The sequence below is a fragment of the Microbacterium sp. NPDC058342 genome (assembly GCF_042723935.1).
In the GTDB taxonomy this organism is placed as follows: domain Bacteria; phylum Actinomycetota; class Actinomycetes; order Actinomycetales; family Microbacteriaceae; genus Microbacterium.
In genome coordinates this window covers 197,702-222,625 of sequence record NZ_JBHXID010000001.1, presented here as the reverse complement: position 1 = coordinate 222,625, position 24,924 = coordinate 197,702, and the positions used below count along the sequence as shown (strand labels likewise).

The following is a 24,924-nucleotide window of genomic DNA, read 5'->3' as shown; positions in this document are numbered from 1 at the left end:
CGACCGTGACTCACACCACCTATGTCGACCGCGCCGGACTGCGCGTGGCCGCACCCATCGTCGAGTTCGCCGAACCGTCACTCGCCGAGGCCGGCATCGACGCCGATGCGTTCTGGAACGGTGTCGCGACCCTCGTGCACGAGCTGGGTCCGCGCAATGCCGAGTTGCTGCGCATCCGCGACGAGCTGCAGGCGCGCATCGACGACCACCACCGCGCGCGGCCGGGGCGGCCCGACCCCGAGGCGTATCGGGCGTTCCTCTCCGAGATCGGCTACCTCTCTCCCGAGCCGGCCCCGTTCCGGATCACCACCGAGAACGTCGACCCCGAGATCGCCACCATGGCGGGCCCGCAGCTGGTGGTTCCGCTGCTGAACGCCCGCTTCGCGCTGAACGCGGCGAACGCGCGCTGGGGTTCGCTGTACGACGCGCTCTACGGCACGGATGCCATCGCGCAGACGGCCGAGCTCGCCCCCACCCGCGGATACAACGCCGCGCGCGGCGCCGCCGTGATCGCCCGCGGACGGGCGCTGCTCGACGAGGCTGCACCGCTCACGGAAGGCTCCCATGCGGATGCCACGGCCTACCGCGTCGACGCCGAGGGACTCGCGGTCGACACGGCCGCAGGCATCCGCCGTCTCGCCGTCCCTGCCGGGTTCGCCGGTCACACCGGCGATGCGGGCGCGCCGACGGCGATCCTGCTCACCCATCACGGCCTGCACCTCGAGATCGTGATCGATCGCGAGGGCGCGATCGGCCGGACGGATTCCGCGGGCGTGCAGGACATCGTGCTGGAGTCGGCGATCACCACGATCATCGACCTGGAGGATTCGGTCGCGGCGGTCGACGCCGACGACAAGGCGCTCGGCTACCGCAACTGGCGCGGCGTCATGGACGGCACCCTCACCGAAGAGGTGTCGAAGGGCGGGCAGACCTTCACACGGCGCCTGGCCGACGACCGCACCTACACGGGCCGCGACGGCGCGGAGCTGACGCTGCCGGGCCGTTCGGTGCTGTTCATCCGCAACGTGGGACATCTGATGCGCACGGATGCCGTGCTCGACCGGGACGGCGAGGAGGTGTTCGAGGGCATCCTCGATGCGATCATGACGGCGGTCGGATCGCTACCGGATCTGGTGGGTGCACGCCGCGGCGCCAACAGCCGCACCGGATCGATGTACATCGTGAAGCCGAAGATGCACGGGCCCGACGAGGTCGCGTTCGCGGTCGAGCTGTTCGGCCGGGTGGAGCAGCTGCTCGGACTGCCCGCGCGCACGCTGAAGATCGGCATCATGGACGAGGAGCGGCGCACGTCGGCGAACCTCGCGGCGGCGATCGCCGCAGCATCCGACCGGGTGGTGTTCATCAACACCGGGTTCCTCGACCGCACCGGCGACGAGATCCACACCTCGCTGCACGCCGGACCGCTCCAGCCGAAGGGCGCCATGAAGGCGCAGGCGTTCATGCAGGCCTACGAGAACCGCAACGTCTCGCTCGGCCTGGCCGCGGGCCTCGGCGGGCGCGCGCAGATCGGCAAGGGCATGTGGGCGATGCCGGACCTCATGCACGACATGCTCGAGCAGAAGATCGCGCACGTGCGCTCTGGAGCATCCACCGCCTGGGTGCCCTCCCCGACCGCGGCGACCCTGCACGCCCTGCACTACCACCGGGTCGATCCGTTCGAGGTGCGCACCGCCCTCGCTGCGCAGGATCCGGCGTCGCTCGACGTGCTGCTCCAGCCGCCGCTGGCCGCGCCCGGCGACCTCACCGCCGACGTCGTCGCGACCGAGCTCGACAACAACGTGCAGTCGATCCTCGGCTACGTGGTGCGGTGGATCGACCAGGGCGTCGGATGCTCGAAGGTGCCCGACATCCACGGCGTCGCCCTCATGGAGGATCGTGCGACCCTGCGCATCTCAAGCCAGCTGCTGGCGAACTGGCTGCAGCATGGCGTGATCACCGTGGCGGAGGTGGATGCCGCGCTGGCGCGCCTGGCGCCGGTGGTCGACGCGCAGAACGCCGGGGACGCCGCCTACGAGGCGCTGACACCCGACGGGGTCGCGTACCTGGCCGCGCGACGCCTGATCCTGGAGGGCGCGGCGCAGCCGAGCGGCTACACCGAGCCGATCCTGCACGCGCTGCGGCGGGCGAAGAAGGCCCGGCAGGCCTGATCGGGCGGCCGCCGGCTGGTTGGTTCCGGCCGCGCCTGCAGGCCGGCGCCCGCCCGCCGCGTCTGCAGATGTCGGCCTCCCGCCCGCCGCGCCTTCAGATGTCGGCGGATTCTCCGGATGCCGGCGGATGCTGCGGCGTGTCCGCCGACATCCGGAGAACTCGCCGACATCCGTAGGGCGCGAGCCGGCCGGCACCGGGGCCGGCCGGCCGGAACCAGGGCCGGGGCCGGAACCGGGGCCGTCAGCGGGCGGCGAGCAGGTCCTCCAGCCGGGTGAGCTCCTCGGCGGGCATGGCGTAGGTGTGCTCGGGGGCGGGGTATGCGCCCGAGCGCACCTCGCGCGCGTAGTCGCCCACCGCCGCGAGCGCGGCGCCGCGCAGGTCGGCGTAGCGCTTCACGAACTTCGCGGTGGGTCCGTCGGTGATCCCGAGCAGGTCGTGCCAGACGAGCACCTGGCCGTCGGTATCCGCTCCGGCGCCGATGCCGATCACCGGGATGCGCAGCCGCTGCACGAGCAGGGCGGTCACCTCGGCGGGGACCGCCTCGATCACGAGGACGGCGCACCCGGCATCCTGCAGCGCCAGCGCATCGTCGATCAGGGCCAGCGCGGCGTCGGCCGTACGGCCCTGCGCGCGGTAGCCGCCGAGCGAGGTCGCACTCTGCGGGGTGAGCCCGACATGACCGACGACGGGGATGCCGGCGGCGGCGATGGCGCGCGCCCGGTCGACCGTGGTGCCGCCGCGCTCGATCTTGACCAGGTCACACCCGGCCTCTTTCACGAAGCGCTGGGCGGTGGCCACCGCCAGCTCATCGGATGCCTCGTACGAGCCGAACGGCAGGTCGCCCACGAGCAGCGGTGCGGAGAGCCCGCGCCGCACGGCCCGGGTGAGCATGAGCATCTCGTCGATCGTGACCGGCACGGTCGACGAGTGGCCGAGCACGGTCATCGCGGCGGAGTCGCCGACGAGCACCATGTCGACGCCGGCGTCTTCGGCGATCCGGGCGCTCGGGTGGTCGTAGGCGGTGACCATGACGATCGGCTCCCCGGCATCCTTCTTCGCCGCCAGGTCGCCGAGGGTGAGCGGGCGGGCAGCGGCGGGCGCGCTCATCCGACTGTCCCGGTCAGCTGCGGCGTGAGCAGCCGGTCGACGGCCTCGTCGACCTGGATGATGGTGTTGCCGCCGTCGACGTGCACGACCGTCGGCCGGTAGTCGGTGAGGTCCTTGCGGGAGTACTCGCCGTAGGAGATGACGATGACGGTGTCGCCGGCGTGCACCAGCCGCGCGGCGGCGCCGTTCACCTGCACGGTGCCGGTGCCGCGTTCTCCGGCGATCGTGTAGGTCTCGAAGCGCGAGCCGTTGTTCACGTCGACGACGCTCACCTGCTCGTGCTCGAGGATGTCGGCTGCGTCGAGCAGGTCGGGGTCGATGGTGATCGAGCCGACGTAGTTCAGGTCACTGCCGGTGATGGTCGCGCGGTGGATCTTCGACTTCAGCATGATGCGTCGCATCAGGATTCGCCTCTCTCGACGAGGGATGTCAGGACGTGGTTGTCGATCAGTCGGGCCGCGCCGACGCGGGCGGCGACGGCCAGCAGCGCGTCGCCGTCGACGCGCTCGAGCGGGCGCAGGTCGTCGTTCGAGCGCAGTTCGAGGTACTCGGGTCGGATGCCCGCCTCGGCCAGCACGCGCTGTGCGGCGTCGACGATCCGGGCGGCGTCGCGCTCGCCGGCGGCGTGCAGGGCCGCCGCCGCGTCGAGGGCCCGGTTCAGAGCGGTGGCCCGCTGTCGGGCATCCGGGTCGAGGTAGACGTTGCGCGAGCTCATCGCCAGGCCGTCGGGCTCGCGCACGATCGGGCACGCCCGGATGCGCACGGGCAGGTCGAGATCGCGCACGACCCGGCGCACGACCATCACCTGCTGGGCGTCCTTCTGGCCGAAGTAGGCGACGTCGGGCGTCACGATGCCGAAGAGCTTCGCGACGACGGTCGCGACGCCGTCGAAGTGAAATGAGCCGCGGGCGGCGCCGTCGAGCACGTCGGTGATGCCGGAGACGTGGATGCTCGTGGCGAAGCCGTCGGGATAGATCTCGGCCGCTGCGGGCGCGAACAGGATGTCGACGCCCTCGTGCTCGGCGAGCGCGGCGTCGCGGGCCTCGTCGCGCGGATAGGCATCGAGGTCTTCAGTGGGACCGAACTGGGTGGGGTTGACGAACAGCGACACCACGACGAGGTCGGTCTGCGCGCGGGCTTCGCGCATGAGGGAGAGGTGCCCCTCGTGGAAGGCGCCCATCGTGGGGACGAGCCCGACGGTGCGGCCCGTGGCGCGGGCGTCGCGCACAGCGGCGCGGACCTCGTCGATGGTGCGGATGATCCTCATGCGGCGCCTTCTCTGCCGTGGTCGTCTCGGTCGTCTCGCGCGGCGAGATCACGAGTGCCCGCGCACAGCGCGTCGAACAAAGCCAGGAGGTCGGGCCTGGCGTCGGCGATCGCGTCGCGCTGCCGAGTGACGGTGCGCTCGTCGCCTCGGGCGATGGGCCCGGTGAGCGCGGCGTGCGCTCCGGAGCGCTCCCAGTTGGCGACGCTCTGCCGCGCGAGCGGGGCGAGGAGGGCGCGCGCCTGGGCGGGTGGGATGCCGGCGATCCGTGCGACCTGCTCGGCGGCATCCAACGTCGTCAGCAGCAGGTTCGAGGCGAAGGATGCTGCGGCGTGGTACGCCGCGCGATGCGCATCGTCGACGCGGAACGGACGGGAACCGAGCGCCTCGGCAAGGGCCTCGGCGATCGCGCGCGCCTCGTCGGTGCGCCCCGCGACGGCACAGCCGATGCCGTGAAAGACCTCGGGCGACTCATCGCCGGTGAAGGTCTGCAGCGGATGCAGGCTGAAGTCGACGTCGTCGAGGGGCGTCGCGCCCGAGACGTGCCCGATGAAGGCGACGTGCGGGCGGGCGGTGCGGGCCGCTGCGGTGATCTCGGCATCCGGAACGCAGAGCAGCGCGATGTCGGCGGATGCCACCTGCTCACCGCGACGCAGCGGCCCCTGCACGGTGAGGCCCGCAGCACTCAGAGCCGCGGCGAGCACGCCGCCGAGGCGACCGGCGCCGATGACGGCGAAGGTCGACGCGAGGGGTGCCGGTGAGGTGCTCATGCCGAGATGAGTATCCGCCCGTGATCGATCCTTGACCAAATCTCGAAGCAGGATGTGCATGACGATCTGCTTGTAGGTGCTGATAACGGTGAGAGTGACGGTCGGTTCATTGGCATTCTGCTCTCGTACGTGCAGAGCAATCGACTCGAGGGGGAAGACCACGGGCAACCTCAGCGATGTGTTCTGGTCCGTAGCCGGAGCAAGCACGAACGGCCCGTAGCAACGCCGATGTCGGCGGTCACCCCTACTGTGACGCTCAGCCGGTCCAGACGGACCCGCCGAGTTCCCCCGGACTCGGTATCTCTCGCCCTGATGTGGGGCGGTATTCGGCGTGCGCGCGGATCGGCTCCCTACGGCACCCGTCGTGGGGCAGGCCGGTGCTCCACGCACCTCTCCGAAGGAGAATCAGATGTCCGTACCCAACCCTCCCGCCGCCGGCGGGGTCCCTGCTCCGCAGCTTCCGCCGCCCGCGCCGCCGGTCGGTGCGCCGCAGGTCGTCAAGAAGACGAACGTGCTCGCCATGGTCGCGATGATCGTCGCGATCGTGGGGTTCCTCTTCGCGTGCATCCCCGGCGCGCTGATCGTCGGCTGGATCCTGCTGCCGATCGCGTTCGTGCTCAGCATCGTGTCGCTCTTCCTCAAGGGCGACCGTAAGTGGATGGGCATCGTCGGCCTCGTCGTGTCGATCGTGGGGACGATCGTCGGCCTCATCGTGTTCTTCGCGGTGGTGGCGACGTCGTTCAACGATGCGTTCGGCAGCGGCGAGACGACGATCTCGCAGCCCGTCGAGCAGGGCGGCGACGCCGAGCAGGCCGCGGATGACGAGCAGCCGGCGGATGCCGCCCAGGGCACGCGCGAGAACCCGTACCCGCTGTCGTCGAAGATCAGCAGCGACGACTGGACCGTCGTCGTCAACAGCCGCAACGCCGACGGCGACGCCGTGGTCGCGAAGGCGAACCAGTTCAACGACAAGGCGCCGGCCGGGTCGCACTACGAGATCGTGAACTACACGGTCACGTACACCGGCGATGAGTCCGGGCTGGCAGCCGAGGTGCAGCTCGCGGCGGTGACCAGCGCAGGCAACGTGGTGAACAGCTACGACAACGTCGTGGTGCTGACCGATGGCATCGGAATCGATGAGCTGTACAACGGCGCTTCGGCCACGGGCTCGGAGGCATTCCTCGTGCCAGACGGCGACGCCGTGCTGATCCGTGTGCGTCCCGGGATGCTCGCTGACGAAGTGTTCGTGAAGCCGTAAGACCGCGTGTGCGCGACCGGGTGCCGACCGGTCGCGCACACGACGGGCGAGACAGCTGCGTTCTTCTGTGGAACTGACGACGTAAGCAGGGAAGATGAATCGACACAAGACCGTCAAAGACACCTCATATCGACCGGCTGGGTTAAGTCCGTTGTCTCAGCGGTGCCTCGCCTGGATGCTCCTCGCCGCGACCGGAAACATGCTGACATCGATGGCGGTGTTCGTTCTCACTCTGACTCCGGTCTCCATGACGTGGGTCGACCTCACCGACGCACTTGCACCGTTCCTGCTCCCCGCGTACGCGCCCGCCCTGCTGATCTTTACCGCGATCCTCACCGTTCTCGAAGGACGTGGCGAATCAGCAGCCGTCGACGAGGAGGATCGCAGCCGAGGAAACAGGATCATCGCGAACGCCGTCCGGTTCGGACTCATGATCGTCCTGAGCTTCGCGGTGCTCGTCGTGCTCATCGAACCACATGTGCTCGCGCACGTGCTGTTCGCGGTACTGCTGAGCTTTGTCGCTATTGTTCGCGCGGAGCTCGTTGCTCCGCCACGCATGCTCGATCCCGAAGCGCGATTCCGAAGAGCAGCGGAAGCGAAGAGGAACGGGGAACTGTGGGCCGGCGAAGCTCTCACCGCCGGATGGCGGAGTCTGGCCAAGGCACGCACCTGGCCTACCGTCGCCTTGTTCCTTACGGCTCCCGTCGTCATACCGGCGATCGCGATGGTGCTTATCGGCACACTCGTCTGGGGCCCCGGCGTAGGTGTCGCTCCAGGCTTCATCGCAATCAGCCTGAGTTCCTTCTTCGGACCAGCAGTGCAGGTCCTGGCGTGGATGTCATCCGCGGACAAGGCCGACTCTGCGCGCGCGCGTGGTTGGCGCAGAGCATTTCTGACTGTCATGAGCGCTGCGAGTTCCCTCACGCTCACAGTCGTCTTCTGCTTCTCGGGCAAGAACACAATCTGGATGGGCGTCGTCCTCCTTGTCACCGCGGTCGTCACGGAAGCCGCCCTCCGCATACCCGTGCGGAATCGGCTCGGACGAGCGCGTCTTGCCGTCGAAGCGCGATGGACCCTGCGCCACATGGAACGGCTGGAGTGGGTTTACCGATCTGCTTCCGACGAATGGCGTCGATCCCGAACCCGCCCGTCGGTCGGAGTCCGTGTGCTGACAGCGCTGTTCACACCGTTCGTGCACGCGGCTCGCCTTGCACGGAAGGTGAACTGACCCGTCGCGTCGGATGCCGCTCATAGAATGCGATGGACCGCCGGCATCCCGAGCAGTGCGGCGAAGGAGCACCAGTGAAAACCGATCTGACCACCCCGCAGGGGATCTTCGGGATGCCACAGCATCTCACCGTGCCGATCTACCAGCGGCCGTACGTGTGGACCGAGGACGACCAGTGGGCTCCGCTGTGGGCCGACATCCGGCATCTCGGAGCATCGGATCGAGGCTCCGGCATCCGCCGTCAGCCACTTCCTCGGCGCGGTCGTCACGCAAGACGCGGCCGCAGGTCCGGTGGGCGTGCAGGAGTTCGACATCGTCGACGGACAGCAGCGGCTCACGACACTGCAGCTCGTGCTGGATGCCACAGCTGCGGCCTTTGAGGAACGCGGCCTGACGTCGCTTGCCGGCCAGCTCGCCTTCCTCACGCACAACGGCACGATGTTCATAGGCGCGACCGATTCGGGGCTGAAGCTCCGCCACACGAATCGCGATCGCGCCGCTTTCGACGAGGTGATGCTCGCGGACCCGCCGATCGACTACCGCGAGCTGGAGCACGGCGACTCGCTCATCTCCCGCGCGCACGAGTACTTCGCCTCTCACATCGGCGCATGGCTCGACGCCGTGCCCGAGCAGACGAACGCTCGGGCCGACGCGCTCGCGATGTCGCTTCAGCTCTCGTTGCAACTGGTGATCATCCGCCTCACCGCAGACGAGGATTCGCAGGAGATCTTCGAGACCCTGAACGCGCGGGGCACCCCGCTGACTGCGGCGGACCTCATCAAGAACTACGTGTTCCAGCGCCTCAAGGCTGAGGGGACCAACACCGCCGAGGCGTACGCGCGCTGGCCCTTCGAGACGAAGTTCTGGGAGGCCGAGGTGAGTGTGGGACGGTTCGCCACCACCCGAAGCGCCCTGTTCCTGGGGCAGTGGCTCGTCTCACGGGTGGGGCGAGAGATCAGCCCGCGCGCGACGTTCTCGCGCTTCAAGTTCTTCACCGAGCACGAGTCGAACCGCACGATGTCGGAACTGTTGGATCTGGTCACCGCGCAGGCGAAGACCTATCAAGAGCTCACCGAGCGCGCCGCGGGCTCGCACGCCGACCTGGACCGCGTGGCGCTGCACATCTATCGGATGAGTGTGGCGCAGGTCGAGATGACGAAGCCGATCGTGCTCTGGCTGACCTCGCCCGAGTCGACATACCGGAAGGAGACTGTCGCATCGGTCATCGATGCCGTCGAGAGCTGGATCATCCGGCGGCGTCTGCTGCGCCTGCAGAGCAGCGACCTCGGTCGCGTGGCCGCCGAGATGATCTCGGCCGTCCGCAGCGCTTCGGACGCCGAGGTGGTCGCGAAGGTCGAACAGTATCTGACCGGCCTCGTCGCGACGAGCACGTACTGGCCGGGTGATGATGAGGTGCGCTCGATGCTGCGCACCATGCACTTCTACCGGCGCTTCTCGCAGCCTATGCAGCGGATGCTGTTGCAGGCGGTTGAGGACTGGTACCGCGGCTACACGTCGGAAGGGCGGTCGAAGACTGGCATCCGGGTGCATCGCGACAAGCATCAGGTCGAACACCTGCTGCCGCGTGGCTGGCGCGCGCACTGGCCAGTGGCGGATGCCGCCGCCGAGGCGGAGCGCGACGACCATGTGCACCGCCTGGGAAATCTCACGCTGCTGACCGCGCCGCTCAACGGGTCCGTCTCGAACACCGCGTGGCTGGGCGACGGCGGAAAGCGCACCGCGCTGAAGCGGCACGACGTCTTCCTCATGAATCGCCCGGTGATCGACGATTCGGCGGAAGGCTGGAACGAGGCGAAGATCGCTGAGCGGACGGATGCCATGATCACCGCGCTCCTCGAGACCTGGCCCGTGCCTGCCGCCCACGAGGGCAAGACCGTGGACCGATCGTCCCGCTTCAGCAAGGCGACGACGAGCTACGCCGACCTCATCAGTGTCGGGTTGGTGGAGGTCGGCGCCGTGCTGGTGTGCACGGACGAGCGTTGGCCTGAAGCGCGCGGCACGCTGCTTGCAGGCGGCCACATGCTCTACGACGGAAAGACGTACAGTTCACCTGCCGCGGCCGCGCGCGTCGTGCGCGGTGGCCGCAGCGGTAACGCCTGGTACTTCTGGCGCGTCGAGGGCGGAGCCTGGCTGAAGGACCTGCGAGAGGAACTGGTGCGGCGGGAGGGGTGACGCTCGAAGATTTCGGAACTTATGGGCGTTGAGCGAATCTCAGCAAAGCAACCTAAAACTGACAACATTCAGGTCTATCCCCTGAACGACCCTGACGTCGACCTCTTCGAAGACGACCTTGTCGGGCGCATCGACCGAAATCTTTCCGCAGATCACCGACTCGCACGAATGATCAGCTCACAGATGGCTTCGACGCCGAGCGGGCTCACCCGTCGCGATATTGTCCGCGAAGGCTGTTCGTAGTCTCCTGACTTCCCGATCCACCATCTGCGACACGCTGCTACCCTCCACATCATGCCCTCCCCCGCAACGCTGCAGGCTCTCCGTACCTTCGTCGCCGAGCGCGACTGGGATCAGTTCCACTCGCCGGAGAATCTCGCGAAGTCGATCTCGATCGAGGCCGCCGAGCTGCTCGAGCTGTACCAGTGGGGCCAGGCACCCGAGCAGGAGCGAGTGGAGGAGGAGCTCGCCGACGTGCTCACCTACTGCATTCACCTCGCGAACAAGCTCGGCGTCGACATCGATGAGATCGTTCTGAGCAAGCTCGAGAAGACGCGCGCCAAGTACCCGGCCGAGATCAACCAGGGCCAGATCAACAAGAACGCGGAGCCATGAGCTTCAGCATCCAGCGCGTCCCGTTCGAACGTGAAGAGATCGACACCTGGGCGAACCGCAACGACCAGCACAGGAACTGGCCAGTCGTCTATGTCATCGATGGCGCCCGAAGTCGACGCACGCCCGCACTCTACGTCGGCGAGACGACCAGCGCACACAAGCGCATGCGCCAGCACCTCGCGAACCCGGCCAAGACCGGGCTCGAATCCATCCGCGTCGTCATCGACCCGACCTACAACACCTCCGCCTGCCGCGACCTCGAATCGCACTTGATCCGCTGGTTCCACGGTGACGGCCAGTACAGCATCCTCAATGGCAACGACGGCCTGACCGATGCGCGCTACTACGACCGCGAGATCTACCGCGAGTCGTTCCACGACGTCTTCGAAGAGCTTCGCAGCGAGGGGCTCTTCAGCCGCAGCATCCCGCAGATCGAGAACGGCGACCTCTTCAAACTCTCGCCCTTCAAAGCCCTCACCGATGACCAGGCGATCGCGATCGAGGACATCATCGAGGGCCTGCTGCATGACCTGCAGCATCCAGAAGCCCGTTCCACCCTCGTCGTGCAGGGCGATCCCGGCACCGGCAAGACGATCATCGCCATCTATCTGATGAAGCTGCTCGCCGACATCCGCGACCACCAGGATCACGACGACGTCGAGCCGGAATCCATGTTCGCGGAGTTCTTCACCTCCGAGAACCGGCAGCTGCTGAGCGACCTGAAGATGGCCCTCGTCATCCCCCAGCAGTCGCTGCGACAGTCCGTGAAGAACGTGTTCAGGAAGACGCCGAGGCTCGACCCATCCATGGTGCTGACGCCGTTCCAGATCGGCGAGTCGGACGCCATGTTCGACCTGATCCTCGTCGATGAGACGCACCGGCTGAACCAGCGCGCGAACCAGGCATCCGGTGTGCAGAACAAGAAGTTCGGGCAGATCAACGAGCGGCTGTTCGGCGCGGATGACCCGCAGCGCACGCAGCTCGACTGGATCAAGGCTCGCAGCAGGCATCAGCTGCTGCTCGTCGACGGTGCGCAGAGCGTGCGCCCGCACGACCTCTCGCCCGCCACGCTCCACGCCGAGCTGCGTGCCGCGAAGGACGCGCACCGGCACTTCCCGCTGACGACCCAGATGCGGGTGCGGGCCGGCGCCGACTACGTCGAGTACATCCGGATGCTGCTGCGCGGGGCATCCGTAACCCGGCCCGACCTCGGCGACTACGACCTGCGGCTCTTCGACGATCTCGGCGAGATGCGGCGCGCGATCCGGGAGCGGGACCGCGAGGTCGGGCTGTCCCGGCTGGTCGCCGGGTACGCCTGGGACTGGGTCTCGAAGAAGGACTCGTCGGCGTTCGACATCGAGCTCGACGGCGAGCGGATGCGATGGAACAGCACCGACAAGGACTGGATCAACTCCCCCGTCTCCCTGGAGGAGGTCGGCTCGATCCACACCGTGCAGGGCTACGACCTCAACTATGCCGGCGTGATCATCGGGCCGGATCTGCGCATGTCCTCGTCGGGCGAGATCATCGCCGACCGCCAGGCGTACCGCGACAAGAAGGGCAAGGAGAACACCGGCCACCTCAAGGACGCCTTCAGCGACGACGACCTGCTCGTGTTCATCCGCAACATCTACGGCGTGCTGCTCACCCGCGGGATGCTCGGGACGTACGTGTACGTGTGCGATGAGGGACTGAGGCGCAGGCTGCGGGGACTGTTCGGCTGAGCGCAGGATCGTCCCAGCAGCGTGCCGATCGACGCGCCACCCGGCTTCAGATCAGCAGCGCCCTCGCATCGGGGCCCTCAGGCACGGCGACGACGAGGTCGTCGCCGTCTCGGGCGATCTCCCACCCCGGGGCCCTCGCCGGGAACGCCGAGCGCACCTCGCGTCCGAGTCCCGGCAGGGTGACGTGCTGGCGGTCGCCTCGCGACCACAGGCACACGAGCGTCTGCTCACCGGCGTGCAGTACCAGGGCGCACACGTCGTCCTCCCATCCGGGAAGGCCGAGAGGCCACTCCGGAACGGCGTCGACGAGCAGCGGGCGCCACTGCCGATGCAGGGCGAACGCTTCGCCCACGAGGTCGAGCTGCGTCGAGCGCAGCTCGGGAAGGAACCCGCTCAGCATCAGCCTCCCCGCCAGCCCGTTGACCAGGGTGAGGGCGGTCTCACCGTCGGACATGGACGCCGCCGGATACGCCCAGTTGCCGCACTGCTCGGGCAGGATGCCGGCTGGCGCGGATGCCACGATCGGCGCGAGCCGCGCCGCGTCCTGCTGATCGCTGGTCGATTGCAGATGTGTGACGGACAGCAGCGCCTGGTCCGCGCGCATCGCTCCGGAGGCGCAGTTCTCGATCAGGACATCAGGATGCCGTTCCTGCACGTCCTCGAGCCAGGAGCGCAGGGCCCGGGTGTGCCCGAGCAGGCCCGCTCCGGCGCCGGCCGCGTCGAGGTCCGTGCCCGCACCGGCGTTGATGTTGTAATCCAGCTTGAAGTAGGAGACACCGAACTCGCGCACCAGGCGGTCGATGCTCTCATCGAGGTGCGCCCTGGCGGCAGGATGCCGCAGGTCGAGGTGGTGCCGCCGAGCCTCTGTCACTCTCTCGCCGAATCGGTGGAAGAACGCTTCATCGGGAAGACTCTTCGCGGCCGGGGAGTCCACACCGACGATCTCGGGCTCGAGCCACAGCCCCGAGCGCATCCCCCGCGCGTGGATCGCATCGATCACAGCTGCGAGGCCGCCGGTGAACCTGGTCGGCGCCTCCTCCCACACGCCGATGGCGCTCCAGTACTCGGTGGCGTCCGTGAACCAGCCGGCGTCGATGCAGAACACCTCCGCGCCGGCATCCGCTGCCGCATCGATGAGGGGCAGCAGCGCCTCGGTCGACGGCTGTCCCATCAACGTGTTCATGTAGTCGTTGTAGACCACGGGCAGCGTGCGGTCGACGGGGCGTTCGCGGCGCACCGCCCGCCGGTACCTCGTGAGTGCTGCCAGCGCGGCATCCCGATCGCCGTTCGCGATGACCACCCCAGCGGGAACCGTGGTGAACGAGCGCCCCGGCTCGAGGTGCTCCGCGAACTGGTGCTCGAGATCGCCGGGTCCGGCTGCGGCGAGGACGACGGATGCCTCGGTCTGTGAGAGCTCCCAGCACCAGCCGGCGCTCGTCTCGATCTGCCAGGCGATGGAAGGCCCGGATGCTCGGGCCAGCACGCCCATCGGGAGGTGCTCGCCTGAGGACCAGGAGCCGTGACTCGACACTGCGAAGCGCGCACGGCCGGCCTGGCCGTGGGCATGGAGAGCGCGGTCGGGCAAGACGTCAGCGAGTGTCGACTCGCGCCAGCGGCCTTCAGCGAGCCAGTCACTCGCCGCCGACAGCAGCCGAACATCGTCGGCCTCGGCGAGTTGCAGGGTGAGCGAGCTGGCCGCCGTGAGCGTCACTGTCTTCGTGCCCACGTTGCGGATCGTGTGCGACCACTGCACTCCCGCAGCACCGGCCGTCATGAGGTGGGAGACGACCTCGATGCCACCGGCCTCGTCCAGCTGGCGGATCTCGAGTCCGGAGTCGTCCACGGCATGCGAGAGGTATCTCAGACGCTCGCCGATCGCCGACCCCAGGAAGGCCTGACTGGACCGCTCGCGCTGCTCCACAGCCGTGAACACGTCGACCAGTGCATGCGCGCGGATCGCAGACGGGCCGCCATCGAGGCAGAAGCCGGTCCACTGGACGGGAGCATCAGAGCCCTGCGTGAACCGGAGCGTCGTCTCTCCGCTCACCCACTCGAACTCTCGCGACGCCATCAGCGGCCGTCTCGGCCGATCACGACGACACGCATCCGTCGGCTCATCACGGACAGGGCGGGGCGAAGCGAGAACGAGGGCATGAGACGATCCTCGCGATACCGCGGCGGATGGTCGGCGATACGATCAGGAGTGATCACGCGGTCGGAATTCACGCGTCCCGGCCGCGGGAGGCGGCGACGTCGACTCACGCACCCGGAGGACCGGAAGCAGCCGCACACGCTGCGATGGGAACTCCTCGACCGTCGGGCCGGCATGGGCGATGCCGCGCAGGCACGCGTCGACGGCGACGAACCCCAGCGATCGCTTCGGCGGCGCCACGGCGGTGAGCGGAATCTCGCCGAGCCCGGCGACCTCGTCGTCGTAGGCGATGATCGACAGCTCCTCCGGAACGCCGATCCCCATGGCCGCGGCCTCCTGAGCCATCTGCAGGGCGAACTCGTCCGGGTGCACGAGAACCGCGGTCACCCCCTCGTTGACGGCCTCCTCGAGATACCGGCGCACGTTGCTGCGCATGTCGACGCTGTCCCAGTCCTCGTGCCCGTAGTCGAACGTCGGACGGTGCACCTGGCATCCGGCCGCCTTGGCAGCCGTCTCGAAGCCCGCGCGGATCTCCGCGGAGTGCGGATTGTCGAACGACCAGCCGGCGACATGGTGGTGGCCGAGCCCGGTCAAGTGGGCGAGCGCGATCTCCGCACCATGCCGGTGGTCGGTGCGCACGGAGTCGACGACCCGATCCCGGGTGGGGAACTCCCAGACCCGCTCCAGCACGGTCACCGGCACCGTGGACGACTCGATCAGCTCGCGCAGCGGGCTGTCGGCGAGTTCCGACCTGCTCGGAGTGATCAGGACGCCGTCGACGCCGAGCGCCAGCATCCTCTCGAACATCCGGCGCTCCTCGGTGAGGTTGTAATCCGAGATCGCGAGCACCAGCCGCACGCCGGCGAGACGGGCGGCCTCTTTCGCGCCCGCGATGATCTCGGTGTAGTAGTAGCCGTGGGTCGGGGCGATCATGCCGATCGTCGCCACCGGGCCCCCAGTGCCCCGGGGAGCGATACCGAACGTCGCCGCCAGCTGGCGGGCCGAGCGCGGTGCCGCCGCCGGTTCGGCTTGCTGCGGAGCGACGAGCGTGGCTCCGCCGTGGACGCGATCGAGCTGTCGCTCGCTCTCGAGCTCGGCGAGATCGCGGCGCAGCGTGATCGGCGAGATCCCCAGACGCCCGGCGAACTCGGCCACGGTCAGAGTTCCCCGCAGGCGCAGCTCGCGCAGGATGGCGGTTCGGCGTTCGGCGGCGATCACGCAGGGCTCCTTCGATTCGGTCGCATCTCGACCGACGCGCCCATCGTAACCACAGCTCAGATCATTCGTGATCGTTTGATCACTTCGTTCCGGTCGGGGCGACCGGTGGCGCTACCGTCGTTCACATGGCCGACGCCGCCCCGGATCTGCACGCCTTCGACCTGCCGCGCATCGCGGCCGGAGCGCCGTACCGGCCGTTCCCTTCGGCCGGCGATCCTCGCTGGCGGGGCAGAGATGCCGAGAGCACCGCCGCCGTGCTGGCCGCCGCGGCGGAGGCAGCGCGCACCCCGGCCCCGGAGCTCACCGAGGAGCAGTGGCTCGCCTTTCACCGCGACGGGGAGCGGCGCCCGTATGAGACGCCGTACTTCGAGAGGAGGCGGCGCCTGACGCTGGCCGCGCTTGCCGCTGCCCTCGCGCCGGGCCCTGCGACGGAGCAGACGCTGCAGGAGGCGATCCGGACGATCCTCACGGAGACGACCTGGTGCGTTCCGGCGCACAATCGGCAGCCCGGTGGGGACGTCGACGAGCTGCCGGATCCCGATCACCCCGTCGTCGACCTGTTCGCAGCCGAGACGGCGGCGCTCCTCGCCTGGACGCTGTCGATCCACGAACGCCGGCTGGGCGGACTCGCCGCATCCGTGAGCGCCGAGGTCGACCGTCGGGTCATCGCCCCGTTCGAGCGCGACGCGAGGAAGTACTTCTGGTTCGGCCTGGCGAGCAACTGGAACCCGTGGATCGTCTCGAACGTCCTGACCGCCGCGCTTCTCACCCCGCCGCCGGACGGGCGCGGCATCGTGACAGTGCTGCACGCCGCTGTCGAGAGCCTCGACGCCTACGCGCGCAACGTTCCGCAGGACGGCGGCTGCCCGGAAGGGATCATGTACTGGTGGCAGTCGGGCGCACGATTCTTCGAAGCGATCGAACTCCTGGGCCTCGGTGACCCGGGTGCCGCGGCCGGTGTCCTCTCGAGCGACCTGCTGCACCGGACAGCCGAGTATCCGCTTGTGGTCGGCCTGGGAGACGGCGTGTGGAACGCGGCCTTCGCCGACGGCCGAGGCCGCACGCTCGCGCGCAGCGGCGGATCGATGAACGAGCGGTACTCCCCTGAGCTGCTGTTCCGGTTCGGTGCCGCGGTGGGCGACGAGGACATCCGGCGGTACGCCAGGGTCATGCGCGGAGCACAGCCGCCCGTCCTGCTTCCGCTGCCGCTCGGTCGAGCGCTGGCGGCCTTCTTCGACGACGAGTGGTGCGCCGCAGCTCCCGCGTCGGAGCCGATGAGGACCGGCACGCGCTGGCTGTCCGAGACCGAGGTGTTCGCCGCGGACAGCGGGTCACTGCGCCTCGTCGCGAAGGGCGGTCACAACGACGAGCCGCACAATCACCTGGACGTCGGCAGCTTCGTGATCGGCAGCGGAGGCGAGCCGCTGATCATCGACGTCGGCTCCGGCCTGTACACCGCGGCGAGCTTCACGGATGCCCGGTACGAGCAGTGGTTCACCCGCTCGGAGTTCCACAGCGTGCCGCTCGGCGCCGGCGGCGCTCAACAGGGCGTCGGCGCACGCCACCGCGCCAGCGGTGTGTCCGCCGACGCGGATGACGCCTGGCGGTTCTCGCTCGATCTCGCCGGCGCCTACCCGGCCGGCGTCTTCGACTCGTGGCGCAGGACCTTCGCCCGCATCGCCGGCGGCATCCGGATCGACGAGGAATGGCGCGCGGATGCCGCACCGACGGTCGTCCTCATGCTGGCCCGTCCTCCGCGACCGCAGGGGGAGGGCTGGGCCCTCATCGGGCCGGACTCGGGTGAGGCGCGCGCGCTGTTGACCGCCGACGCGGATGCCGAGTGGGAGGAGATCCCGCTCGACGATCCGATGCTCCGTGCATCGTGGGGTGCGAGTGTCACCCGGATGAGTCTCACCCCGCGCTCGGAGAGTCTGCACGTCGACGTCCGCGCACTCTAGAACCCACACCCTGGATCGTTTGCGATCGTTTTACCCTGGATTGTTGATCGTTACGGAGCCGCTGACGCAGACTCCAGAGGTCGGACGCAATACTCCGGCGCAACGAAGCCCGAGAGGAAGCCCATGACCGCGATCAGCGCAGCAGGCACCGGAGAACGCCCGGTCGTCGCGGCGTGCCTCGGGCAGCCGTGGCGTCACACCGTGCTCGACCACCGAGCCCGCGCCGTCGTCGCCAGGAACGCGGATCTGATCGACCTCGACACCCAGACCCTGCGCCCGCTCAGCGGCGACGCACCGCTGACGGACGTGAGCGTGCTGATCACGGGGTGGGGGACCCCCCGACTGGATGAGGCCGCGCTGGATGCCCTGCCGGCGCTGCGCCTCGTGGCCCACGCGGCGGGCAGCGTGCGCGAACTCGTCACCGACGCGGTCTGGGAGCGCGGCATCCGCGTCTCCACGGCTGCCGACGCGAACGCCGTCTCGGTGGCGGACTTCACCCTCGCGCAGGTGCAGTTGGCCCTCAAGAACGCATGGCGGCTGGCCGCCCAAAGCCGCACCAGCGCCGCCGCGGCCCAGCGTGCGGCCGTGCGCGGCGTGGACGGCGCCGTGATCGGACTGGTCGGCATCGGGCGCATCGGCCGTCTGGTCGCCGAGCGTCTCGCCGCACTCGACGTGCAGGTGCTCGCGTTCGACCCGCACACCGATGCCCGGACATGCGCCGCGCTGGGGGCAGAGAAGACCGAGCTCGACGAGCTCTTCTCCCGCTCGGACGTCGTCTCGCTGCACGCGCCGCTCATGGCATCCACCGTCGGAATGATCACCCCCGACCTTCTGCTGCGGATGCCGGAGCACGCAACCTTCATCAACACCGCCCGCGGTGCGCTCGTCGACAACGACGAACTCGCCGCCGTGCTCGAACGCCGCCCCGACCTCTTCGCGCTCCTCGATGTGACCGAGCCCGAACCGCTGCGCGACCGCCATCCGCTGCTCACCCTCCCGAACACGTTCATCACTCCGCACGTCGCCGGCAGCCTCGGCACCGAGGAGGCGCGCCTCGGCGCGCTCGCGGCTGCGGAGGTCGACCGCTTCCTGACCGGCGCACCTCTTCTGCACACCGTGGAAGAGGAGCGTCTCGCCCTGTCCGCCTGAATCACACACTGCACCACCCACCTACCCACCACGCACCTATCAAGGAGTTCAAGGATGAAACCCCACCGAGCACCACGAGCGATCCTCGGCATCACCGCCGTCTCAGCACTCGTCCTCACCGGCTGCAGCACTGGCGCCGGCAATTCCCCCGAGGAGGAGTCCGGCCCGGTGACGATCCAGGTCGGCGACTACCCGACGGCTGACCAGGAGGCAGCCCGTGCGGTCTTCGACGCCCGGGTCGAGAAGTTCGAAGACATGCATAAGGACATCAACATCGAGCCGATCGAGCAGGTGTGGGAGGCGCAGACCTTCCAGGCCGGCGTCGCCGGCGGCACGCTGCCCACCGTGCTGAAGGTGCCGTTCACCGAGATCCAGAGCCTGATCGCCCGGGGACAGGTCGCCGACATCACGGAGGAGCTCGAGGAGGCCGGCATCTCCGAGCAGCTGAATCCGCAGTCGGCGACGATCGCACAGGACGAGGACGGAAAGCAGTTCGGCGTGCCGGTGAACCCGTATGCGATCGGGCTCTACTACAACCGCGACCTGTTCGAGCAGGCCGGACTCGACCCGAACTCACCCCCGGAGACCTGGGACGAGGTCGCCGAGTACGCCAAGGTCATCGCCGACAAGACGGGCAAGACCGGCTACGCGCAGATGTCGACCGAGAACACCGGCGGCTGGATGCTCACCGCGCAGATCTACAGCATGGGCGGCAGCATCGAGAACGACGAGGGCACGGAGATCACCTTCGATGACGCGCCGGCCACCCAGGCGCTGGAGTACCTGCACCGGATGCGCTGGGAGGACGATTCGATGGGGTCGAACTTCCTGTACAACATGGGCGACATCGGCAAGGAGTTCGGCGCCGGCAACATCGGCATGTTCCTCACCGCGCCGTCCGGCTCGTACGGCGCGGTGATCAACACGTACGGCATGGACCGCGCGGTCGTCGGCATCGGACCGGTTCCCACCGGACCGGGCTTCGACGGCCAGGTCCTCGCCGGCGGCTCCGTGGAGATCGTCAGCCCGAAGGCGACCGACGCCCAGAAGGCGGCTGCGGTGAAGTGGATCGAGTTCGTCGACCTCTCGCTGTACGGCGATGAGGAGGCGGCGAAGACCGCGGCCGAGGCCACCGCCGCGGACGGCGGCAGCGTCGGCATCCCGCGCGTCAGCCCTGTCGCGCCGGAGCTGTACGAGAACTACCTGGACTGGGTCGCGGAGTTCATCAACGTCCCGCAGGAGAACGTGCAGGCCTACAACGACAACCTGGCCGAGGTGGAGCTCAAGGGCGAACCGATCACGGCCGCGCAGGATGTCTACGGCATCCTGGACTCCGTCATCCAGAAGGTCCTGACGGACGAGAACACCGACATCGAGAAGGCGCTCGCCGACGCGGCGGCCGCCGCGCAGGACAAGGTCGAGCGCGCCGCGCGATGACCTCGCGGGGGAGGGAGCCGCGTCGGCTCCCTCCCCCGATCGCACTGTGAAAGGGACGCCATGACCGTTCTGACCCAGCCGGAGCACGGCGTGACGGATGCTGCGGCGCACGCCGCGCGCCCGCCGCAGCCGCGCGGACGACGCCGACGGATCCGTTTCGGCAGGGAACAGCTGTGGGCGATCGTCATCGCTCTGCCCGTCGTGCTCATCTTCCTGTACTTCTCCTGGGGACCGATCGTCTCGGGGCTCGTGCTCAGCTTCCAGCAGACGAACTTCGTCCAGGCCGCCGACTGGGTGGGCTGGGAGAACTTCGAGTACGTGCTGAGCGACCCGCTGCTGCCGAAGGCGATCCTCAACACGCTCTGGTACGGCCTGCTGTGCCTGGTGCTCGGATTCCCGCTGCCGATCATCCTCGCCGTCTCGATGTCGGAGCTGCGCGCTCGCGGCGGCCTCTACAGCGTGCTGGCGTATCTGCCGGTGATCTTCCCGCCGGTCGTGTCGATCCTGCTCTGGAAGGTGTTCTTCGACCCGTCGTCGACCGGCCTGTTCAACACCGTGCTCGGATGGTTCGGACTGGGCCCGCTGCCCTGGCTGAACGCCGCTGACACGGCGATACCCTCTCTCGTGCTCGAAGCCACCTGGGCCGGCGCCGGAACCAACGTGATCATCTTCCTCGCCGCCCTCACCGGCGTGCGCAACGACCTCTATGAAGCGGCCGAGCTCGACGGCGCCGGCATCTGGCGGCGCATCTGGCACATCACGCTGCCGCAGATCCGGGGCATCATCGTCGTGCTGATCCTGCTGCAGGTCATCGGCACCGCACAGGTGTTCTCCGGTCCGTTCCTGTTCACCAACGGCGGCCCGGACAACGCCACGCTCACGGTGCTTCTGCTGATCTACAACTACGCCTTCGTCAGCGGCGACTACGGGGCCGCCACCGCGCTGAGCGTTCTGCTGGCCGTCGTGCTGGCGCTGTTCGCCGCCGTGTACAACCTCGCGACCCGAAAGCTGGGGCAGGACTGATGAGCATCGCCGAGAACACCTCACTCGAGCAGGAGGGCACCCGCGCCATCGTCGCTTCCCCCCACCGCGGTCGGAGGAAGCGCGACGCGGAACCCCGAGAGCGCACGGTCATCTCCGACCGGGATCTGCAGCGACCGGTCGTGAAATGGGCTCTGCGGACGATCGAAGTGCTGGTCGCCGTGTCGCTCGTGGTCGTCGGGGCAGGTCCCATCACGTGGCTGTTCAAGGCGGCCACCTCCACCGCCCAGGACACGGTGCGCGACCCGTTCGGCCTCTGGCCCGGCGGATTCCAGCCGCAGATCATGGGGCAGGCCTGGACGCAGCTGGCCGTGGGGCAGTCGCTCTGGAACACGGTGATCCTCGCCCTCGGATCCTGGGTCGCGACGCTGTTCGTCTGCGTCACCGGGGCGTACGTCCTCTCCGTGCTCCGGCCGAAGTGGGGCAACGTGCTGTCGGCGCTGATCCTCGCGACGCTGTTCATCCCCAGCGTCGTCTCGCTCGTCCCGCTGTACCTGACGATCCTCGAGCTGCCGCTCACCGGCGGGAGCCTGCTCAACACGTACTGGGCGGTCTGGCTGCCGGCCGCGGCGAACGCCTTCAACATCGTGATCATCAAGCGGTTCTTCGATGCGCTGCCGCGCGAGCTCTTCGAGGCGGCGCGCATGGACGGCGCAGGCCCGCTGCGGGTGCTGTGGTCCATCGTGCTGCCGCTGTCGCGCCCGATCCTCGGGGTCGTGTCGCTGCTGACGATCATCGCGGCCTGGAAGGAGTTCCTGTGGCCGATGCTCGTGCTCACGGACACCGCACTCCAGCCGCTGTCCGTGTCACTGCCCCGTCTGTCCGGCACCTCGGAGATCTCGCTCCTCATGGCCGGACTCTTCATCGCCGTGTTCATTCCCGTGGTGCTGTTCCTGGTGTTCCAGAAGCAGTTCCTACGCGGCGTGGGCATGACCAGTGCTGTCAAGGGCTGACGGCAGATCAGGAAGAAGGAGAACTCATGTCCGAAGATGCACGTGAAACCCCCGCCACCGGCGCCGCCTTCGGCATCCCGGGACGTCTGCGGCTCACTCGCCGGCAGCTGATCGCAACGGCTGCGGTCGGAGTGATCGGCGCACAGCTGCTGCTCGACGCCTCACCCGCCGCCGCGCTGGAGGAGACGGATCTCGTGCTCTCCGGCACAGGCTATTCGATCCGCGCAGACGGCGGCCGGGTGACGCTCCTGGATGCCGCAGGGACGCAGGTCCAGCGCTTCACCGGATATCGGGTTGGCGCCCTGAACCTGGTCACGGGCACGAGCGCGCTCGGCACAGCGCCCGACGGCGCTCCTGCGCTCATCGTGACCTGGGACGTGCCGGCCTCGGCACCGGCAGGTTCGTCTGTCCGCGGCACCTTCACGCCGCGCGGGCGGAGTCTGGAGATCGTTTACGACATCGCCCTGCCCGGCTCGACAAGTGCGAGTACAGGCATGATGCGGCGCGAACCGGTGCCGGCGGGAACGGTCACCGAGACCTTCCATGGCCCGGCCGACTGGATCCGCGACGAGAGAGGGGGCATCCCCTATCAGGCCAACGCGCGCACCATGTTCGTGCAGCGGCGCGGGGACGCCGCCCTCTCCATCGTGGCCCCGGGGGCGAACTCCGGCTGGCGGGACAACCGGGCCATCCACCTGCCGGCAGCCGCGGTGTCGCCGGGCGTCTACCGCGCCACGGCCCGCGTCGTGCTCGGCTCGCCGGATGAGCGCCCGGCCGTCGTCGAGGCGATCGCCTCGGCTCGCGCACTCGCCGTCGAGCTGAGCTCCGATCGTCCGTTCAACATCTGGACCTCCTCCAAGACGCCGATGATCGTGCATGCCGACGCCTACAACGGTGGGGGAGCACGTCAACTGACATTCGCCTGGGTCGCTCGCGACTTCGACGGCAAGGTCGTCGCCGAGCGGTCGAAGCGGATCGCGGCCGCCGCACGTTCCGTGGTGACCGACGAGCTGGGTGTGTCGCTCCCCGGCCGGGGCATCGCGTTCGTCGAACTCACCATCACGGCGGGCGCCGACACGGTGTACGAGCGCACGAACGTCGCCGTCCTGCCCCCGTACGAGTTCTCGGACGCGCCGACGTTCTTCGGTCTGTCCGCCGACTATCTGCGCGGACCGGTCGCGGAGCGCGAGCTGATCCACCGGATCGGGCTGCGCAAGAGCCGGCACGCCCATTTCACCGCGGCCGAGCTGGCGACGTACGGGTTCAGCCAGCATCGCCTTCGCACACCGGCCTCGCTGGACGAGTTCGACGGCGACCCCGCCGCCCTCACGGCGTACGTGCGCAGCGAACTGGACCTCGCCGAAGCCGCGCAGGCGACGCACTACGAGTGCGCGAACGAATGGAACATGCGCGGCGGCGTGCGAAAAGGCGTCGGTGCGGAGAAGTACGTTCAGAAGTGGGCGAGCGCGTTCCGCGCGGAGATCGACCGCCGTGGTTCCAGCATCCGCTTCATCCCTGTGGCGCTCGCCGGCATGGACGACGTCTACGCGAAGAAGATGTTCGACGCCGGACTCGCCGACAAGGCGCACGCGTTCAACCTTCACCCCGGCCGCGGCAACTACACACCCGATTACGCTCCCGCCCCCGCCGACTGGGGAACGGAGAGCAACGGCTCGTACTGGAACTTCTACGGTGCGCTGACGGAGGCGCGACGCCAGATCGACGAGTACGGCGGAGCGGACATGGAGTTCTGGCTCACCGAGGCGTACACGCCGACGAAGCCGAACTCGTGGTGGCACGACACCTATCGCCACGCCGCCGAGAACACCCTGCTCACGTCGGCCCTCGCGATGACCAAGGGCGTCGACGCGATGCAGTGGTTCCAGTTCTACGACAACGTCAAGGCGAACCCCTCCGGTGCGAACCCGGACAATCCGGAGTACCACTACGGGCTGCTGCTTCGCGATCTCAGCCCGAAGCCGCATCTGCTGGCGCTCGCGAACGCGGCGGAGCAGCTGGACGGCGCGACCTTCGTGCGCTGGCTCGATCTTCCGGACGATGCCAGGGGCCTTCTCTTCGACACGCCACGCGGACCGCTGACGGTGCTGTGGTCACGAGCCGACGGCTACCTGCTGAACACGCAGGGCACGCGGGATGGATCGTTCTTCCCGGCCGAGGAGCCGTGGGTGGACACCTGGACCACGAAGACCGAGTACGGCTTCGGTGTCACCGGCACGGTCACCGAGATCGACGCCATCGGTCGCGCGAAGACGCTTCAGACGACCGACGGCCGCGTCGGCGTCGTGCTGGACGGCGCGCCACGGATGTACTACGGCCTCGACATCGGCACAGCCCCGGCCGAGGCCGCCCCCGGGAAGGCGACGCTGCGCGGCTCCGTCTCGGTCGACGGTAGGATCGCCATCCGGGTCGACATGCGCAACGGCGCTCAGGCGACGGCCCTCCGGCTCGAGGAGAACGGCAAGCCGACACGAATCGAGATTCTCGCACCGACGTCGTCAGGCAAGCAGTCCGCGACCGTGGTACTCCGAGGGCGGCGCCGCGGATCCTACGAGTACACCGCCACGCTGAGCAATGCGCATGGTGAGCGCGCATCCACGAAGACGAGGGTCAAGGTGCGCTGACGGCCGCTCCGTGCCCGCTCGCGGAGCTACACCGAGATAGGACCGC

18 protein-coding genes are annotated in these 24,924 nt (G+C 68.6%); 12 read left to right on the top strand and 6 right to left on the bottom strand.

Annotation, left to right across the window (positions count from 1 at the left end):
- Positions 1–5 precede the first annotated feature (5 nt).
- Positions 6–2,168 carry a malate synthase G gene (locus tag ACFWHT_RS01000; protein WP_378824619.1) on the top strand — a complete coding sequence of 721 codons (2,163 nt, stop codon included), beginning with the start codon at positions 6–8 and terminating at the stop codon, positions 2,166–2,168.
- Between the two features lie 241 nt (positions 2,169–2,409).
- Here ACFWHT_RS01000 and panB read toward each other — a convergent pair whose 3' ends face one another.
- From panB to ACFWHT_RS00980, 4 genes are read right to left on the bottom strand one after another with little or no spacing between them, the layout of a single operon-like run.
- Entirely contained in the window at positions 2,410–3,276 is an 867-nt protein-coding gene (gene panB / locus ACFWHT_RS00995; protein WP_378824617.1) for a 3-methyl-2-oxobutanoate hydroxymethyltransferase, read from the bottom strand.
- A complete protein-coding gene (gene panD / locus ACFWHT_RS00990; protein WP_378824615.1) occupies positions 3,273–3,677 on the bottom strand; it encodes an aspartate 1-decarboxylase in 405 nt (134 codons plus the stop codon). The genes panB and panD overlap by 4 nt, the downstream gene beginning before the upstream one ends.
- Entirely contained in the window at positions 3,677–4,543 is an 867-nt protein-coding gene (gene panC / locus ACFWHT_RS00985; protein WP_378824613.1) for a pantoate--beta-alanine ligase, read from the bottom strand. The genes panD and panC overlap by 1 nt, the downstream gene beginning before the upstream one ends.
- Positions 4,540–5,310, bottom strand: a complete 771-nt coding sequence (locus ACFWHT_RS00980) for a DUF2520 domain-containing protein (protein WP_378824611.1) — start codon at positions 5,308–5,310, stop codon at positions 4,540–4,542. Before ACFWHT_RS00980 ends, panC begins: the two co-directional genes overlap by 4 nt.
- A 409-nt stretch (positions 5,311–5,719) precedes the next feature.
- On the opposite strand from ACFWHT_RS00980, the gene ACFWHT_RS00975 reads away from it, so the two are divergent.
- From ACFWHT_RS00975 to ACFWHT_RS00955, 5 genes are all read left to right on the top strand, one after another.
- The gene (locus ACFWHT_RS00975; RefSeq protein ID WP_378824610.1) at positions 5,720–6,568 is read left to right on the top strand and encodes a hypothetical protein; all 849 of its coding nucleotides are present in this window, start codon (positions 5,720–5,722) and stop codon (positions 6,566–6,568) included.
- Positions 6,569–6,743: 175 nt separating this feature from the next.
- Positions 6,744–7,796, top strand: coding sequence for a hypothetical protein (locus ACFWHT_RS00970; RefSeq protein ID WP_378824608.1), 1,053 nt, complete (start codon positions 6,744–6,746; stop codon positions 7,794–7,796).
- Between the two features lie 123 nt (positions 7,797–7,919).
- Positions 7,920–9,989 carry a DUF262 domain-containing protein gene (locus ACFWHT_RS00965; protein ID WP_378827848.1) on the top strand — a complete coding sequence of 690 codons (2,070 nt, stop codon included), beginning with the start codon at positions 7,920–7,922 and terminating at the stop codon, positions 9,987–9,989.
- A 294-nt stretch (positions 9,990–10,283) separates the two neighbouring features.
- On the top strand, positions 10,284–10,604 hold the full coding sequence (locus tag ACFWHT_RS00960; RefSeq protein WP_378824607.1) for a nucleotide pyrophosphohydrolase: 321 nt from the start codon (positions 10,284–10,286) through the stop codon (positions 10,602–10,604).
- Positions 10,601–12,328 (top strand): DNA/RNA helicase domain-containing protein, encoded by a 1,728-nt coding sequence (locus ACFWHT_RS00955; protein ID WP_378824605.1) that lies wholly within the window; start codon positions 10,601–10,603, stop codon positions 12,326–12,328. Before ACFWHT_RS00960 ends, ACFWHT_RS00955 begins: the two co-directional genes overlap by 4 nt.
- Positions 12,329–12,374: 46 nt before the next feature.
- On the opposite strand, the gene ACFWHT_RS00950 is transcribed toward ACFWHT_RS00955, so the two are convergent.
- Positions 12,375–14,399, bottom strand: coding sequence for a glycoside hydrolase family 36 protein (locus ACFWHT_RS00950; RefSeq protein ID WP_378824602.1), 2,025 nt, complete (start codon positions 14,397–14,399; stop codon positions 12,375–12,377).
- A 126-nt stretch (positions 14,400–14,525) separates the two neighbouring features.
- Positions 14,526–15,698, bottom strand: a complete 1,173-nt coding sequence (locus tag ACFWHT_RS00945) for a substrate-binding domain-containing protein (RefSeq protein ID WP_378824601.1) — start codon at positions 15,696–15,698, stop codon at positions 14,526–14,528.
- Positions 15,699–15,823: 125 nt separating this feature from the next.
- Here ACFWHT_RS00945 and ACFWHT_RS00940 point away from each other — a divergent pair, with 125 nt between their 5' ends.
- The 6 genes from ACFWHT_RS00940 to ACFWHT_RS00915 all read left to right on the top strand — a co-directional run bounded on the left by ACFWHT_RS00940 (position 15,824) and on the right by ACFWHT_RS00915 (position 24,878).
- A complete protein-coding gene (locus ACFWHT_RS00940) occupies positions 15,824–17,656 on the top strand; it encodes a hypothetical protein (RefSeq protein WP_378824600.1) in 1,833 nt (610 codons plus the stop codon).
- 123 nt (positions 17,657–17,779) lie between these two features.
- A complete protein-coding gene (locus ACFWHT_RS00935; RefSeq protein ID WP_378824598.1) occupies positions 17,780–18,805 on the top strand; it encodes a hydroxyacid dehydrogenase in 1,026 nt (341 codons plus the stop codon).
- Between the two features lie 54 nt (positions 18,806–18,859).
- Entirely contained in the window at positions 18,860–20,242 is a 1,383-nt protein-coding gene (locus ACFWHT_RS00930; RefSeq protein ID WP_378824596.1) for an ABC transporter substrate-binding protein, read from the top strand.
- Between the two features lie 60 nt (positions 20,243–20,302).
- Positions 20,303–21,265, top strand: a complete 963-nt coding sequence (locus tag ACFWHT_RS00925; protein WP_378824595.1) for a carbohydrate ABC transporter permease — start codon at positions 20,303–20,305, stop codon at positions 21,263–21,265.
- A complete protein-coding gene (locus ACFWHT_RS00920; protein ID WP_378824593.1) occupies positions 21,265–22,236 on the top strand; it encodes a carbohydrate ABC transporter permease in 972 nt (323 codons plus the stop codon). Before ACFWHT_RS00925 ends, ACFWHT_RS00920 begins: the two co-directional genes overlap by 1 nt.
- 26 nt (positions 22,237–22,262) lie before the next feature.
- Positions 22,263–24,878: a hypothetical protein gene (locus ACFWHT_RS00915; RefSeq protein ID WP_378824591.1), complete on the top strand. Its 2,616-nt coding sequence runs from the start codon at positions 22,263–22,265 to the stop codon at positions 24,876–24,878.
- Positions 24,879–24,924: the final 46 nt, after the last annotated feature.

Coding starts and splice junctions, on each gene's coding strand:
- panB (WP_378824617.1), bottom strand. CDS start 3,276: ATGAGCGCGCCCGCCGCTGCCCGCCCGCTCACCCTCGGCGACCTGGCG.
- panD (WP_378824615.1), bottom strand. CDS start 3,677: ATGCGACGCATCATGCTGAAGTCGAAGATCCACCGCGCGACCATCACC.
- panC (WP_378824613.1), bottom strand. CDS start 4,543: ATGAGGATCATCCGCACCATCGACGAGGTCCGCGCCGCTGTGCGCGAC.
- ACFWHT_RS00980 (WP_378824611.1), bottom strand. CDS start 5,310: ATGAGCACCTCACCGGCACCCCTCGCGTCGACCTTCGCCGTCATCGGC.
- ACFWHT_RS00975 (WP_378824610.1), top strand. CDS start 5,720: ATGTCCGTACCCAACCCTCCCGCCGCCGGCGGGGTCCCTGCTCCGCAG.
- ACFWHT_RS00970 (WP_378824608.1), top strand. CDS start 6,744: ATGCTCCTCGCCGCGACCGGAAACATGCTGACATCGATGGCGGTGTTC.
- ACFWHT_RS00960 (WP_378824607.1), top strand. CDS start 10,284: ATGCCCTCCCCCGCAACGCTGCAGGCTCTCCGTACCTTCGTCGCCGAG.
- ACFWHT_RS00955 (WP_378824605.1), top strand. CDS start 10,601: ATGAGCTTCAGCATCCAGCGCGTCCCGTTCGAACGTGAAGAGATCGAC.
- ACFWHT_RS00950 (WP_378824602.1), bottom strand. CDS start 14,399: ATGGCGTCGCGAGAGTTCGAGTGGGTGAGCGGAGAGACGACGCTCCGG.
- ACFWHT_RS00940 (WP_378824600.1), top strand. CDS start 15,824: ATGGCCGACGCCGCCCCGGATCTGCACGCCTTCGACCTGCCGCGCATC.
- ACFWHT_RS00935 (WP_378824598.1), top strand. CDS start 17,780: ATGACCGCGATCAGCGCAGCAGGCACCGGAGAACGCCCGGTCGTCGCG.
- ACFWHT_RS00930 (WP_378824596.1), top strand. CDS start 18,860: ATGAAACCCCACCGAGCACCACGAGCGATCCTCGGCATCACCGCCGTC.
- ACFWHT_RS00925 (WP_378824595.1), top strand. CDS start 20,303: ATGACCGTTCTGACCCAGCCGGAGCACGGCGTGACGGATGCTGCGGCG.
- ACFWHT_RS00920 (WP_378824593.1), top strand. CDS start 21,265: ATGAGCATCGCCGAGAACACCTCACTCGAGCAGGAGGGCACCCGCGCC.
- ACFWHT_RS00915 (WP_378824591.1), top strand. CDS start 22,263: ATGTCCGAAGATGCACGTGAAACCCCCGCCACCGGCGCCGCCTTCGGC.